This window comes from Mycobacterium sp. (genome assembly GCF_052143115.1).
Lineage (GTDB): Bacteria > Actinomycetota > Actinomycetes > Mycobacteriales > Mycobacteriaceae > Mycobacterium.
The window spans coordinates 14,826-28,617 of the sequence record NZ_JBKQTQ010000028.1; the positions used below are offsets into that span (position 1 = coordinate 14,826).

Consider the following 13,792-nt stretch of genomic DNA (forward strand, 5'->3'; position numbering starts at 1 on the left):
TTCCGTGCACGTATCCGTCAAGGCCATTTGAGCGTGTGACGCACGCCGGCTACGACGTACCCTGCAACCTGCTGGCGCCCGGATCACCTCGAGCCGGGTGACACATCGAGGACGGTATGGGAACGTTGCCGTTTATTCGACGGTAATGACCCGGAACCGACCGGAATTGGCGAGCTGTGACCGGGACGGCAAAACGTCGAATTCTCTTGCAGCACAGGGCTAGACGGTAATCAGCCGGAACCGTCCAGACCCACGCTGTGGGAATCCGTTGGTCCTTCAGTGGAAATGGGATGCGGGTGGTGGCCGCTATTCGTCGGCGGTGAAGTTGCGCCGCAGCGTCTCCCCGTTCGGCTTTCCGCCCAACGCGGCAGAGATCTGATCCCAGGACCAGTCGGCGGCGCGGGCCTCGCGCACGGCCAGCGCGATGGCCTTTTGAGCGATGCGCCTGGCATCGGTCGCGGCTTGGATCAACTCTTCAACTGATGTCGTCATGCCATAAGATATGCCATATTTTATGGCATATCTTATGGGACGCGGTAAGAGTATCGCGTCGATTTCGGGTTTCCCACCGCACCCGCGCGGGAAACCCAAGGCGGGAACGGCGCCCCGGACCGGCAGATCTCTTCCAAGCCCGCGCGGCGCGGGGAAACCGGTCGTAAGCTGCCACTTAACAACTAGGACAGACGACGGCGAGTACGACGCATGAACCGACCCAGTGGCTTTCTGCGGCGAACATCCCGACGCACCTTCCGCGACCGTCGGGAAGCCGGCCGTGTGCTGGCCGAGGAGCTGGCGGCCTACCACGGCAAGGACGGCCTGCTGGTCCTCGGACTGGCCCGCGGCGGCGTTCCGGTGGGCTGGGAAGTCGCCGCGGCTCTGCATGCGGAGCTGGACGTGTTCCTGGTGCGCAAACTTGGCGTGCCGCACTGGTCGGAACTGGCGATGGGTGCGCTGGCCAGCGGCGGCGTCGTCGTCATGAACGACAATGTGGTGTGCAGCCTCCGCATCAGCGACGAGCAGGTGCGCGCGGTCATTGACCGCGAAACGGCCGAACTCGACCGACGCGAGCACGCCTATCGCGGCGGACGACCGGTCGCCGACCCGCGCGACAAGACCGTGATCTTGGTCGATGACGGGATTGCCACCGGCGCAAGCATGCTCGCGGGAGTGCGGGCACTGCGGGCCAGCAACCCGGAAGCGATCGTCGTCGCTGTGCCGGTGGGACCCCAGTCAGTGTGCGAGGAGCTGGCGCGGGAGGCCGACGACGTGGTGTGCGCGACTATGCCCAGCGACTTCGAGGCAGTGGGACAGGTTTTCGTACACTTCCACCAGGTCACCGACGACGAGGTCCGTGAACTGCTCGCCACCCCGACGTCGGCAGACTGAGCGTTTTAGCTGGTCCTAGTGAGTGTTGTGGTCGTCGCTGACGCTATCGCCGTGGTCGTATTCACTGATCGCATTCGCGTCACCACCCGTAACCGCAGGTGCTGAGGATTCATCGTCCTCGGGGTAGTCCGCGTAGGCCGGCCCGTCGTCTCGCGAGCGTGATTCAGCAGGTGCCTCGTCGAGCTCCTTGTCGACTGCCTCGGCGTCGCGTCGCTTACGTTCCTGCAGCGCATCAAAGATGAGCAGCACGACGCCCAGCACACTGGCGCCTATGCATACCCAGGCGACCAGCTCATTGCTGGTAATCACCGCGAACACCAATGCGGCGAGACCAATCACCGCTAACACCAGCGCAATAATCAGCATCGGTAAACCTCCAGCCGACGGGGCGACATTGCCAAGTCTGCAGGATACCGACCGCCGGTGTAGGTACCTTGGCCGAGTTAGTTATTGCCTCGATTGAACTGGTTAAACCCGGCGGCTTCATTGGTGGCGCTGGAGTCGACCGGTGCCGCCGATCCGCGCTGGCCAAGCTCTTCGAGCTGAGATTCCAGGTAGGTCTTGAGCCTCGTGCGGTACTCGCGTTCGAACGTGCGCAGCTGTTCGAGACGACCCTCGAGCACAGTTCGCTGCTGGTTGATCGTGCCCATGATCTCGGAGTGCTTGCGCTCGGCGTCGGCCTGCAATGCATCAGCCTTCTCCTGAGCCTGGCGCAGTTGGGTCTCGGAGCGGGTTTGCGCATCGGCCAGCAGCGCGTCAGCGCGCTGTCGGGCCTCGGCGACCGTGGTTTCCGCCTCGCGACGTGCATCGCCGAGGATCTGGTCGGCATTGGCCCGGGCGTCGGCCATCAGCTTGTCCGACTCCGCCTTGGCGGTGCCGGTCAGCCGGTCGGCGGTGTCCTGGGCCAGGCTGAGCACCCTGGCCGCCTTCATCGCGTGCTCCTCGTCGATGGAACCGGGCGCAGGCTGGGGGGCGGGCTGCGGGGCGGGCTGGGGCGGGGGCTTGACGGGCTCGGGCTCGGGCTCATACAGCGGAATGGCTTGGGTGGCTTGAGTACTGGTGCCGGCGCCGGCCCGGGCACTGACCAGCTCCTGGTCCAGCTCGTTGACCCGCTGACGCAGGTCGGAGTTCTCCTCGATGAGGCGGGTCAGCTCGTTTTCCACCAGGTCGAGGAAGGCGTCGACCTCGTCTTCGTTGTAACCACGCTTGCCGATCGGCGGCTTACTGAACGCCACATTGTGGACGTCGGCGGGTGTCAGCGGCATTCTTAGCCCCCTTGAGTGTGGACAGTCAAACCGACTACGAAAGTGTAGGTCGGGATGAACGTTGTCGTAGCCATACTGCAACTGCCGCCCATCCTGTCACACCAGACCCGGCGGTTGCCGATTCGCCCGATAAATAAGACCGAATTTCAAAGATTAAGAGGCGACAAATCAACGCCTTAAGCGAACGAAATCCGGCCCCGCAAAACCGTCCGGGCCCGTAGTTGCCAGCCACCGATGGCAGGCCCGCGGATTCAGCCGTGGTAATCCAGCGCCATTGTCATGCCGATAAAGGCCAGCAGCAGCAGCACCATGATGGACAGGTCGAAACGAACGGCACCGACAGTGAGCTGCGGTATCAGCCGTCGTAGCAGCTTCACCGGCGGATCGGTGACCGACAAAATGATCTCGAGAATGACCACGGTGACGCCCCGGGGGTGCCAGTCCCGGCTGAACGATCGGATGAACTCGACGACGACCCGAGCGATCAGCAACAGCCAGAAGATGAACAGCGCAAAACCGATGATGTGCACGAACAGCGTCAACTAGAGCCCGACCTTAATGACGAAGAAGATGTGACTTTGATGACAGCCCCGGCTGCAGCCAGCACGGCAACGTCAGCCTACCGACTCGAACGGCGCGTCACATCCACCCAGCAACGGGCCCGCGCGGAGTCCGAGCCGCCGACGGCTACTGGTAGGCGTAAAAGCCGGTCTCGGCGATGCGTCGGCGCTCCTCGGGCGAGACGTCGACATCGGCGGGCGAGAGCAAGAACACTTTAGTCGCGACCTTGTCAAAGGAACCACGCAGCGCGAACGCCAGCCCCGCCGCGAAGTCGACCAGCCGTTTGGCGTCGGCGTTGTCCATCGAGACCAGGTCCATGATCACCGGGGTGCCATCGCGGAACCGCTCCCCGATGGTGCGGGCCTCGCTGTAGTCCTTGGGCCGCAGCGTGGTGATCTTCGACAGTGGGCTGCTCTCGTCGAACAGCATCGCCATCCGGCGCGGATCCATCGCCAATGCCCCGCGGGTGGAACCCCGCAGCGACCCGAAGCGCGGCCGGGCCAGGTCGCCGCGGTCGTATTCATGCGCCCGGAATCGGGGTTCGTCGGCGTAGCCGCCGCGATAGCTGCCCGGCGCATAGTCGCCGGGCTCACCACGTGGGTCGTCGTAGTCGCGCCCCTCGTAGCGGCTGTATCCGTCCTCGGCGAACCGCTGCCGCGGGTAGCTGCCCCGGGTCGGGGCGTGGTCGTCGTAATACTCGTCGTCGTAGTCCTCCATCGGAGCCATACCGAAGTAGGCCTTGACCTTGTGCAGTGTGCTCATCGCGTGACCCCTTCTAGGCTCTGGGAGTTGCGGTGCCTGTGATGAAGATGTGACTGGAGTGACTAATTAGGGTGACGGTAGCGGTCTCCTGCCCAATAACGCGGTACCGACACGCACACACGTCGAACCATGTTTGATCGCGCTTTCGAGGTCGTTTGACATCCCGGCCGACAGTCCCGCCGCATCCGGATGCGCTCGGCGTACCCGCTGGTGCTCCGACTGCAGACGCTCGAATGCAGCATCGGGATCCCATTCCAAGGGCGGAATGCCCATCAGCCCAACCAACTCCAGCGATCCGGCGGCATCGACCTGCGCGCAGATTTCGTCGACGGCCCCGGGGTCGGAGACGTCGACACCGCCGCGGGAAACGTCCCCGTCGAGGCTGATCTGGACGTAGACCCGCAGCGGATCCTCCCGACGGCCCTCGCTCAATGCCGCCGCCGCAGCGCGGTCGAGGGCCCGCACCACTCGAGTACTGCCGATCGAATGGGCGGTGTGCGCCCAGTCGGCCAGCGAGCGGGCCTTGTTGCGCTGGATCTGGCCCACCATGTGCCAGTGCAGGCGTGGCGGTGTGGGATTGCCGCTCGACGAGCCGCCTAGCAACCTTGCGACTTGGCCCACCTTCGCCGCCGCCTCCTGCTCCCGGGATTCGCCGAAGGCGGCGCATCCCAAACTCGACAAAATCGCTACATCGGTTGCTGGAAAGAATTTGGTAATAGGCAGAAGTTGAATTTCGTCGAGTTTGCGGCCGGCAGATTCCGCGGCCGCGGCGAGCCGTGACCGTAGCGCTGTCAGAGCGTCGGCCAATTCCGATTCCCGGTCCGGTCGGGGTGAAAGTTTTACCGCCACCACGCTCAATCTATCCACACCACCGATGCCAACCGCCCGGTCGGGGCGTCGCGGCGATGACTGAACAGGCTGACGTCGTCCACCGTGCACCTCGGGTCGACGTCGATGGCGACGACGCCCAAAGCCTTGAGCTGACAAGCGATTCCGGCGCGAAGGTCCAGTCCAGGGGTTCCGGTCGAGGTGGTGGTGCGACTGCCCGGCAACGCTGCCTCGACCTCGTCGGCCATCCCAGCAGGAACTTCGTAGTTGCGACCGCTGACCGCGGGCCCCAGCAGCGCCGAGATGTCCGGTGCATGCGCGCCCGCGGCCAGCATGGCCTCGACCGCCCGTGCCACTACGCCGTCGCGCGCCCCGACCCGACCGGCGTGCACCGCGGCCACGACCCCGGCCTGCGCGTCGGCCAGTAGCACCGGCACGCAGTCGGCGCTCACCACCGCCAAGGCCAGCCGCGGCATGCTGGTCAGCAATGCGTCGGTGTTCTCGATCGGGCTACTGCGGGGCCCGTCGACCACCTCGACCCGATCGCCGTGAACCTGGTTCATCCACACCACCCGGTCGGTGCCCAGGCCGATGGCGGCGGCCAGCCGCATCCGGTTAGCCTCCACGGCGGCCGGGTCGTCGCCGACATGGTCACCAAGGTTGAAGGTGTCGAACGGCGGCGCCGAAACGCCGCCGGCGCGGGTAGTGGTCACACGCCGAATTCGAACGCTCACATACCCAGTATCCGGCTCGCGTAGCACCGACTCGCCCCGACGCCATGCCGCACTCCTCCCACGCCGCTTCGGGGCGCGCCTCGTCGCGCGGCTAGCGCCGCATGAAAGGCGGCACGTCGACGTCGTCGTCCTCACCGCCGATGTTCAAGGTCGCGCCATTCGTGTGCAACGGAACGCTGATCGCGTCCGCCGGTTCGAACAGGCTCGAGCTGATCTTGCCAGCCTTTCCGGACTCGAATTCATGCTTGTTGCCCCCGCCGACCCCGCCGATGATCGGCTTGCGGCCAGGTCCGCTCGCGTCGAAGCCCGCCGCGATGACGGTGACCCGCACTTCGTCGCCCAGGGAGTCGTCGATGACGGTGCCGAAAATGATGTTGGCGTCCTGGTGGGCGGCGTCCTGCACGAGCGAGGCCGCCTCGTTGATCTCGAACAGCCCCAGGTCGCTGCCGCCGGCGATGGACATCAGCACACCCTGTGCGCCCTCCATGGAAGCTTCCAGCAGCGGCGAATTGATCGCGGTCTCGGCAGCCTTGAGCGCGCGGCCGTCGCCGCGGGCAGAACCGATGCCCATCAACGCCGTTCCCGCACCCGACATGATGCCTTTGACGTCGGCGAAGTCGACGTTGATCAGGCCCGGCGTGGTGATCAGGTCGGTGATGCCCTGCACACCGTTGAGCAGCACCTCGTCGGCGCTGCGGAAGGCATCCATCAACGACACCGCCGCGTCACCCATCTGCAGCAAGCGGTCATTGGGGATGACGATCAGCGTGTCGCAGCTTTCCCGCAGCGCAGCAATGCCGGTTTCGGCCTGGTTGCCGCGCCGCTTGCCCTCGAACGAGAACGGTCGCGTGACAACACCGACCGTCAACGCGCCCAGCTTGCGGGCGATGGAGGCGACGACGGGCGCGCCACCCGTGCCGGTGCCGCCTCCTTCGCCGGCGGTCACGAACACCATGTCGGCGCCGCGGAGCAGCTCCTCGATCTCGTCCTTGGCGTCTTCGGCGGCCCTGCGGCCGACCTCGGGGTCGGCACCGGCGCCTAGCCCGCGGGTCGAGTCGCGCCCGACATCGAGCTTGACGTCGGCGTCGCTCATCAACAGCGCCTGGGCATCGGTGTTGATCGCGATGAACTCCACACCCTTGAGGCCCTGCTCGATCATTCGGTTGACGGCGTTGACGCCGCCGCCGCCGATTCCCACGACTTTGATGACGGCCAGGTAGTTGTGCGGCGGGGTCATCATTGTGTCTTCCTCCCTGGTGGGACTAGCCCTGGTGGCACCCGTTAGCCTGCTCGGAAACCCTCAACCTCAACCATAGACTTAGAGTTATGTCAAGTAGTTTCGCGCAAACAGAACGGTAGGGCCCCCGCGCGCGCTAACGATGCAGGCGCGCCGACGCGCGCCGAGCAAATTTTGCAGCGATTTTCGCTATTTGACGGTGGGCAGGTCCGGACTGGACACGTCGTAGATCCGGCCCGGCTGGGTCAACAGGGCCGCCAGCTTCTCCGCCTTCTCCTCGGTGCGCTCGTTGGTCCCCCAAATCACCGTGCGCCCATCGGTGAGCGTCAAGGTGATCGATGCGACCGACGGCGCGGCAATCCGGCCCACCTGTGCGACGATCTCGGGTCGCAGGGCCAACAGCACCGCGAGCGCGGCCTTGGTCGGCGGGTCGGTCGGCCCGGGGTTGCCGACGTCGATGTAGGACAAGGCCGGTGGCGGCGGGGCGGTCGCGAAGTCGACGCCGTCGCGGTCGTACAGATGCGGACCGTCGGGAAACTCCTTGACCACCACCGGAACCCGCTCGACGATTGTGATCCGCAGCGCCGACGGGTATTGGCGTTGCACCCGTGCGCTCGCCACCCGGCGAATCGCCGCCACCCGGTCGGCGACCTGGTCGGTGTTGATCTGCAGCAACGGCGTGCCAAGCCGGACCTGTGCGGCGTCGAGCACCTGATCGCGGGTCACCGCCCCGATCCCGGTGACGATGATGCTGCGTGCAGACATCGCCGGCGTGAAGTAGAGGACCAGCCCGAGCGCAACGGTGAGCATGGTCAGCCCGACCGTCGCAAGCACCAGCTTCAAGCCCCGGACCGCCCCGCGCGGAACGGGTTTGGCCGTGACCGCGGCCCGACCGCGGGCCCGGCGTTTGGCCTCCCGGCGGGCCTGCTCGATCGCCGTCGCGCGCTCCTGCGCCACGCGGCGCTCGGCGCGTTCGCGCCTCGCCCGCCGACGGGGCCCCTCGAAAACGTCTTCCTGCTCCGGTGCGGTGGCGTCAGCACCGCCCGCGTCGTCGTCGGCCTCAACGGCGGCAGGCATCGGTTCGGTGGCAGTTATTTCCCGTAACGGGTCCCCTACGGTGTCGCCGACCGCCTCCCCCGGCGCCCCGCCGTCCTGCTCGGTCACCACAACACCCCCGGACGGCCCGGCGCGCTGCGGTTGTCCCGCACTCGCAGCGCGGTCACGATCTCGGGCCCGAGCATGGTGACGTCGCCCGCGCCCATGGTGACGACGACATCACCCGGGCCGGCCGCCTCGGCCACCGCTTCGGCGACCGAGGAGAAATCGGGCAGATACTGCGCCGGTACGCTAACGTGCTCCGCGACACTCGCCCCACTCACACCGGGAAGGGGTTGTTCGCGTGCGCCGTAGACGTCGAGCACGAAAACCTGGTCGGCGCCGTCTAGCGCGTGACCGAATTCGGCGGCGAAAGCCTTTGTCCGGGAATACAAATGCGGCTGAAACACCACCAGTGACCGCCCGGCGCCGCTCTGTTCCAGCAGCGTCCGGACCGCTTCCAGCGTGGCGCTGATCTCGGTCGGGTGGTGGGCATAGTCGTCGAACACCCGCACCGACGCCGCAGTGCCGATCAACTCGAAGCGGCGACGCACCCCTTCAAAACCGGCCAGTCCGTCGAGCACGCAGTCGGCGGGAGCGCCGATCTCGATCGCGGCCAGCAGCGCGCCCAACGCATTGAGCGCCATGTGCCGGCCCGGCACCGACAGCCGCATCACCCACGGATGGATTTCGCCGTCCAGCTTGACGTGCGCGACCGCCCCGGTCCCCTGCTGTTCCCAAGACAACAGCGTTGCGGCCAGCTCCTGCGCCGGGCCGTCGGGCGATCCATACCGCAGCACCCGGATCCCCAGCGCCGCAGTGCGTTCCGCCAGGGCGGCCGCTCCCGGGTCGTCCGTACAGACGACGAGCGCTCCGCCGGGGGCAATTCGCTCCGCGAACGAGTCGAACACCGCCGTATAGGCGTCGGGACTGCCGAAGAAGTCCAGATGGTCGGATTCGATGTTGGTGACCACCGCGACATGCGGGGTGTACTCCAGCAGTGAGCCGTCACTCTCGTCGGCCTCGGCGATGAAGCAGTCGCCGCTGCCATGGTGGGCATTGGTGCCGGCCTCGCCCAGCTCGCCGCCAACCGCGAAGGACGGGTCACGGCCGCAATGCTGCAGGGCCACAATGAGCATCGAGGTGGTCGTCGTCTTGCCGTGCGTGCCGGTCACCATCAACGTGGTGCGGCCGGCCATCAGCTTGGCGAGCACCACCGGACGCAGCACCACCGGGATCCCGCGTCGCCGGGCCTCGACGAGCTCGGGGTTGGTCTTCGGGATCGCGGCGCGGGTGGTGATCACGGCGGTCGCCCCGCCGGGCAGTAGGTCCAGCGACGACGCGTCATGGCCGATCCGGATCAGCGCGCCGCGGGCGCGCAGCGCGCGCACACCGCGCGACTCCTTGGCGTCTGACCCCGACACCAGTCCGCCCCGATCCAGCAGGATGCGGGCGATACCCGACATGCCCGCTCCCCCGATACCGACCATGTGGACGCGCTGCAGCTCGGGGGGCAGCGGGGGCGTCACCGTCGACCTCCTCCGCCGGGGCGCTCGTCACGCGTTTGGCGCGCCTGCTTCGCCAAGTCCAGCGCGATGCGTGCGACCTGCTGCGCCGCATCCCGGTGACCGACCAGCGCGGCGGCCTTCGTCATCGCCGCCAGCCGCGGTGCATCGTTGAGCAGCCCGGCGACCTGATCGGCCACGAAGCCCGGAGACAGATCGACATCGGCGACAAGCAGGCCGCCGCCGGCATTGACCACCGGTAGCGCGTTGAGCCGCTGTTCGCCGTTGCCGATCGGCAGCGGCACGTAGACCGCGGGCAGGCCGACGGCGGTCACTTCGGCGACTGTCATCGCGCCCGACCGGCAGATCGCCACATCGGCGGCGGCGTAGGCCAGGTCCATCCGGTTCAGGTAGGGCACCGCGACATACGGCGGGTCGCCGGGCTCGGGAGTGCGTAGCTCGATGGTGTTCTTGGCCCCGTGGGCGTGCAGCACCGCCACCCCCGCGGCCGCAAGGCCACCGGCGGCCGCGGCGACCGCCCGGTTGATCGAGGCGGCTCCCTGCGAGCCGCCGAACACCAACAACACCCGCGCGTCCTCGGCAAAGCCGAAGTGCGCGCGGGCCTCTGCCCGCAGTGCCGCACGGTCCAGCGACGTGATCGCCGCCCGGACCGGCACGCCGACCACTTCGGCGTGCGGCAGACCCGGGTCCGGAACCGCCGATAACACCCGCTTGGCGCTGCGGGCGCCGATGCGGTTGGCCAGCCCGGCACTGGCGTTGGCTTCGTGGATCACCACCGGCACGCGCCGCCCCCGCCGGGCGGCGCCGCGAGCGGCGAGATACGCGGGCAGCGACACGTATCCGCCAAAGCCGATCACCACGTCGGCGTCGACCTTGTCCAGCACAGCACGGGTCTGCCGGACGGCACGGAATACCCGTAGCGGCAGCCGGGCCAGGTCACCGGTGGGCTTGCGGGGCAACGGCACCGGAGTGATCAGCTCAAGCGAATAGCCGCGCTCGGGCACCAGCTTGGTTTCCAAACCGCGCGGGGTGCCCAGTGCGGTGATGCGGACCTGCGGATCCAGGGCGACCAAGGCGTCGGCGACAGCCATTGCGGGTTCGACGTGGCCCGCTGTTCCGCCGCCGGCGAGCACCACCGACAACGAGGAGTCCCCGGTTGGCTCTTTGACCGAGTCGTTCACCCGTAGCGCTGACCTTCCAGTGCGCGACGGCCGGCGTGTGCATGACGCTGGCCGGTGTACCGCTGTGCGCCTCCATGATGCGCCCCCGCAAGCGGGAGGTGCCCCCACCCCCGCAAGCGGGCGGGGCCCCCAGCCCGCGAGGCCCCCTGGTCTACCGCGGGTGGTCTCGCCGGCCGCTTGGCACGGGCGGCGGGTGCCTTGCGCTCCGGCTTGGCCTGCTGCGGTCGGCTGCGCAGCCGGTCGCGCAGCGCTTCGACCCGGGTCGGCGCGTAGGGCTCGGGCAACGGCAACCGCAGCAGCCGGTTCATCCGGTCGTCACGCCCGGCTCGCAGCGCGGCGACGGCCTCGGGTTCGTGGCGAGCCGCGTTCGCCATCATGCCGATCATCAAAAGTGTTGTGGCCGAGGATGTTCCACCCGCAGAGATGAGTGGCAGCTGGATACCGGTGACCGGCAGCAGGCCGATCACATAGCCGACGTTGATGAATGACTGGCCGATCACCCACATCGTGGTGGTCGCGGTCAACAGCCGCAGGAACGGGTCGGCAGACCGCCGCGCAATGCGCATCCCGGTGTAGGCGAACAGCCCGAACAGCCCCAGCAGGCCCAGGGCACCGACCAGGCCGAGTTCCTCACCGATGATCGCGAAGATGAAGTCGTTGTGGGCGTTGGGCAAGTAGTTCCACTTGGCCGTGCCCTGGCCCAGACCGTCGCCGAAGATACCGCCATTGGCCAGCGCGAACTTCGCCTGCCTGGCCTGATAACCCGAGTCCTGTGGGTCCTGACCGGGGTTGAGCCACGACCGCACGCGGTCGGACCGGTACCCCGCGGACACCGCCAGGATGGCCGCCGCGACGATCGCGGCGGCCAGCGAACTCAGGAACACCCGCAGCGGCAGGCCGGCGTACCAGAACAAACCCAGCAGGATGATGCCCATCGACACCGTCTGGCCAAGGTCGGGCTGCGCGACGATAAGGGCCAGCGCGATCACCGCCGCCGGCACCAGCGGGACCAGCATCTCCCGCAGCGAGGCCCGCTCCATGCGCCTGGCGGCCAGCAGATGAGCACCCCAGATCGCCAAGGCGATCTTGGTCAGCTCGGAGGGCTGCATCGAGAAGCCTGCGACCACGAACCACCCGCGGGAGCCGTTGGCCTCCTTACCGATTCCCGGGATCAGCACCAGCACCAGCATCACGATGGTCAGCGCGAAACCGGAGAACGCCATGCGCCGCATGAACCCCACCGGCAATCGCAACGCCAGGTAGCACGCGACCAGCCCGATGATGGTCCACAGCACCTGGCGACCGAAGATGACCCACGCCGATCCGTCGTCGTCGTAGGAACGGACCCCGGACGCGGAGAGCACCATGATCAGACCCAGCGTGGTCAACAGCGCGGCCACAGCGATCATCAGGTGAAACGACGTCATCGGCCGGCCCAGCCAGGCACCGAACCGGGTGCGCGGACCGGCCGTAGCCGCGGCCGCCGATTTGGTGACCGCCGCGCCCTCGTCGACCTCCGCCGCGCTGGTCTCCTCCGCCGCGCCGGGCGTGCTCTCCGCGGGCTGCCCGCCCAAGGTTGCCCGGCGTAGCAACCGGGCCAACATGTTGTTCACCCCAGTTACCCGGACGTGGCACGCACGGCGGCCGCGAACGCATCGCCGCGGTCGGCGTAGCCGCTGAACTGGTCAAATGAGGCCCCAGCGGGTGCCAAGAGCACGGTGTCGCCGGGGCGGGCCAGGTCTCGGGCGGCGGCGACAGCAGCGTTCATCACGCGAGTGCCGACAGTCTCGTCCGACAAGGGAACCACTTTTGCCACATACGTAACAGGAGACTCAGCAGTCGCATGCATAACAGCATCCTCGCCTGTCACAACCTGTACGACGGGGACATCCGGCGCGTGTCGTGATAACGCCTCGGCAACCTCTGCCCGATCACGGCCGATCAGCACCGCTCCGACCAGCCGCGGAGCTATCCTGGCCACCGTCTCCTGCACCGATGCGCCCTTGAGCAGACCCCCGGCTATCCACACCACCCGCGGGTAGGCCAGCACAGACGCCTCGGCAGCGTGCGGATTGGTGGCTTTGGAATCGTCGACGTAGCTGATCTGGTCGACGACGGCTACCACCTCGGCGCGGTGCCGGCCCACCCGGAACGTTGCCAGCGCGTCGGCGACCGCCTCCGCGGGCACCCCGACGCTGCGCGCCAGAGCGGCCGCCGCCAGCGCGTCGAGGACGCCCACCGGCCCGGGAACCGGGATCGACGAGACCGCAGCCAGCGCTGAGCCGTCCGGAACGGCATCGGAAAACGCCCGGTCGACGAGCATGCCGTCCCGCACCCCGAGTTCCCCGACGGCGGGTTGGCCGAGCCGAAAGCCGACGCGCACCGGGGCGTCGGTAGCCGACAGTAGTGCCGCGGCGCGCGGGTCGTCCAGCCCGGCCACGGCGACCCGGCCGGTTAGCACCCGCGCCTTGGCGGCGGTGTAGTCGGCAAGGTCGGAATGCCAGTCCAGATGGTCTTCGGCGATATTGAGCACCACGCCGGCCTCGGGTCGCACCGACGGCGCCCAGTGCAGCTGGAAGCTGGACAGCTCGACGGCCAGCAGGTCGGCGGGCTCGCGCAGCGCATCCAGCACCGGGCTACCGATGTTGCCGCACAGGCTGCTGCGCAGGTCTGCGACCGTGAGCATGGCATGCAGCATGGACGTGGTCGTCGTCTTGCCATTGGTGCCGGTGACCGCGAGCCAGCGGCGCGGAGGCCCGTAGTAACCGGCCGCATCGAGCCGCCAGGCCAGCTCGACGTCGCCCCAAACGGGTACACCGGCTGACCCGGCCGCAGCCGGCACGGGCGCGGTCGGCGGGAAACCGGGACTGGTCACGACCAGGGCGTAATCGGTGATGCGCTGCGCCGCGATCGACGAACTCGTCGTCGCCGTCCCGGCATCGGCGAACTGTTGCCGGGTCGTCGGGTCGTCGTCGCAGAGCGTTGCCGTCACACCCAGCGGCGCCAGCGCGGCCAGCACCGAGCGCCCGGTCACACCGCCGCCCGCGACCAGCACCGGCGTGCCGGGCTTCAGGTCGGATAGCAAACCGCGCTCGGTTTCGCGGCTCATTTGCGCCGCTCCTCCTCATCGCTGCGCTCTGCATCGTCGCCGGCGCGGCTCATTTGCGCCGCTCCACCTCATCGCTGCGCTCTGCATCGTCGCCGGCGCGGCTCATTT

13 protein-coding genes and 2 pseudogenes are annotated in these 13,792 nt (G+C 67.7%); 1 reads left to right on the forward strand and 14 read right to left on the reverse strand.

Annotated features, from left to right (window positions below):
• Nucleotides 1-306: 306 nt before the first annotated feature.
• Nucleotides 307-492, reverse strand: coding sequence for a hypothetical protein (locus ACLQI9_RS02560; protein WP_442381836.1), 186 nt, complete (start codon nucleotides 490-492; stop codon nucleotides 307-309).
• A gap of 201 nt (nucleotides 493-693) precedes the next feature.
• On the opposite strand from ACLQI9_RS02560, the pseudogene ACLQI9_RS02565 reads away from it, so the two are divergent.
• A pseudogene (locus ACLQI9_RS02565) lies at nucleotides 694-1,386 on the forward strand (phosphoribosyltransferase); the annotation flags it as partial.
• A 15-nt stretch (nucleotides 1,387-1,401) separates the two neighbouring features.
• Here the strand turns inward: ACLQI9_RS02565 and ACLQI9_RS02570 are convergent.
• The 13 genes and pseudogenes from ACLQI9_RS02570 to ACLQI9_RS02630 all read right to left on the reverse strand — a co-directional run.
• Nucleotides 1,402-1,752 (reverse strand): hypothetical protein, encoded by a 351-nt coding sequence (locus ACLQI9_RS02570; RefSeq protein ID WP_442381838.1) that lies wholly within the window; start codon nucleotides 1,750-1,752, stop codon nucleotides 1,402-1,404.
• A gap of 77 nt (nucleotides 1,753-1,829) precedes the next feature.
• On the reverse strand, nucleotides 1,830-2,651 hold the full coding sequence (gene wag31, locus ACLQI9_RS02575; protein WP_442381840.1) for a DivIVA-like cell division protein Wag31: 822 nt from the start codon (nucleotides 2,649-2,651) through the stop codon (nucleotides 1,830-1,832).
• Between the two features lie 251 nt (nucleotides 2,652-2,902).
• On the reverse strand, nucleotides 2,903-3,193 hold the full coding sequence (locus tag ACLQI9_RS02580) for a YggT family protein (RefSeq protein WP_442381842.1): 291 nt from the start codon (nucleotides 3,191-3,193) through the stop codon (nucleotides 2,903-2,905).
• 145 nt (nucleotides 3,194-3,338) lie between these two features.
• On the reverse strand, nucleotides 3,339-3,974 hold the full coding sequence (locus tag ACLQI9_RS02585) for a cell division protein SepF (RefSeq protein ID WP_442381844.1): 636 nt from the start codon (nucleotides 3,972-3,974) through the stop codon (nucleotides 3,339-3,341).
• A gap of 66 nt (nucleotides 3,975-4,040) precedes the next feature.
• The gene (locus ACLQI9_RS02590) at nucleotides 4,041-4,832 is read right to left on the reverse strand and encodes a YggS family pyridoxal phosphate-dependent enzyme (protein ID WP_442381949.1); all 792 of its coding nucleotides are present in this window, start codon (nucleotides 4,830-4,832) and stop codon (nucleotides 4,041-4,043) included.
• Nucleotides 4,829-5,536 (reverse strand): peptidoglycan editing factor PgeF, encoded by a 708-nt coding sequence (pgeF, locus tag ACLQI9_RS02595; protein ID WP_442381846.1) that lies wholly within the window; start codon nucleotides 5,534-5,536, stop codon nucleotides 4,829-4,831. Before pgeF ends, ACLQI9_RS02590 begins: the two co-directional genes overlap by 4 nt.
• 91 nt (nucleotides 5,537-5,627) lie before the next feature.
• Entirely contained in the window at nucleotides 5,628-6,773 is a 1,146-nt protein-coding gene (ftsZ, locus tag ACLQI9_RS02600; protein ID WP_442381954.1) for a cell division protein FtsZ, read from the reverse strand.
• 189 nt (nucleotides 6,774-6,962) lie between these two features.
• Nucleotides 6,963-7,937, reverse strand: a complete 975-nt coding sequence (locus ACLQI9_RS02605; RefSeq protein WP_442381848.1) for a cell division protein FtsQ/DivIB — start codon at nucleotides 7,935-7,937, stop codon at nucleotides 6,963-6,965.
• Nucleotides 7,934-9,358, reverse strand: coding sequence for a UDP-N-acetylmuramate--L-alanine ligase (gene murC / locus ACLQI9_RS02610; RefSeq protein WP_442381956.1), 1,425 nt, complete (start codon nucleotides 9,356-9,358; stop codon nucleotides 7,934-7,936). The genes ACLQI9_RS02605 and murC overlap by 4 nt, the downstream gene beginning before the upstream one ends.
• A gap of 35 nt (nucleotides 9,359-9,393) precedes the next feature.
• Nucleotides 9,394-10,575, reverse strand: a complete 1,182-nt coding sequence (gene murG / locus ACLQI9_RS02615) for an undecaprenyldiphospho-muramoylpentapeptide beta-N-acetylglucosaminyltransferase (RefSeq protein ID WP_442381850.1) — start codon at nucleotides 10,573-10,575, stop codon at nucleotides 9,394-9,396.
• The gene (gene ftsW / locus ACLQI9_RS02620) at nucleotides 10,572-12,179 is read right to left on the reverse strand and encodes a putative lipid II flippase FtsW (protein ID WP_442381958.1); all 1,608 of its coding nucleotides are present in this window, start codon (nucleotides 12,177-12,179) and stop codon (nucleotides 10,572-10,574) included. The genes murG and ftsW overlap by 4 nt, the downstream gene beginning before the upstream one ends.
• A 14-nt stretch (nucleotides 12,180-12,193) precedes the next feature.
• Entirely contained in the window at nucleotides 12,194-13,660 is a 1,467-nt protein-coding gene (gene murD, locus ACLQI9_RS02625; protein ID WP_442381960.1) for a UDP-N-acetylmuramoyl-L-alanine--D-glutamate ligase, read from the reverse strand.
• Nucleotides 13,661-13,697: 37 nt separating this feature from the next.
• Nucleotides 13,698-13,771 (reverse strand): annotated as a pseudogene (locus tag ACLQI9_RS02630) (hypothetical protein); the annotation flags it as partial.
• Between the last annotated feature and the right edge of the window lie 21 nt (nucleotides 13,772-13,792).

Bases quoted from the DNA above. Each gene is read 5' to 3' on its own strand.
- ACLQI9_RS02560 (WP_442381836.1), bottom strand. From the start codon at position 492: ATGACGACATCAGTTGAAGAGTTGATCCAAGCCGCGACCGATGCCAGG.
- ACLQI9_RS02570 (WP_442381838.1), bottom strand. From the start codon at position 1,752: ATGCTGATTATTGCGCTGGTGTTAGCGGTGATTGGTCTCGCCGCATTG.
- wag31 (WP_442381840.1), bottom strand. From the start codon at position 2,651: ATGCCGCTGACACCCGCCGACGTCCACAATGTGGCGTTCAGTAAGCCG.
- ACLQI9_RS02585 (WP_442381844.1), bottom strand. From the start codon at position 3,974: ATGAGCACACTGCACAAGGTCAAGGCCTACTTCGGTATGGCTCCGATG.
- ftsZ (WP_442381954.1), bottom strand. From the start codon at position 6,773: ATGACCCCGCCGCACAACTACCTGGCCGTCATCAAAGTCGTGGGAATC.
- murC (WP_442381956.1), bottom strand. From the start codon at position 9,358: ATGGTCGGTATCGGGGGAGCGGGCATGTCGGGTATCGCCCGCATCCTG.
- ftsW (WP_442381958.1), bottom strand. From the start codon at position 12,179: ATGTTGGCCCGGTTGCTACGCCGGGCAACCTTGGGCGGGCAGCCCGCG.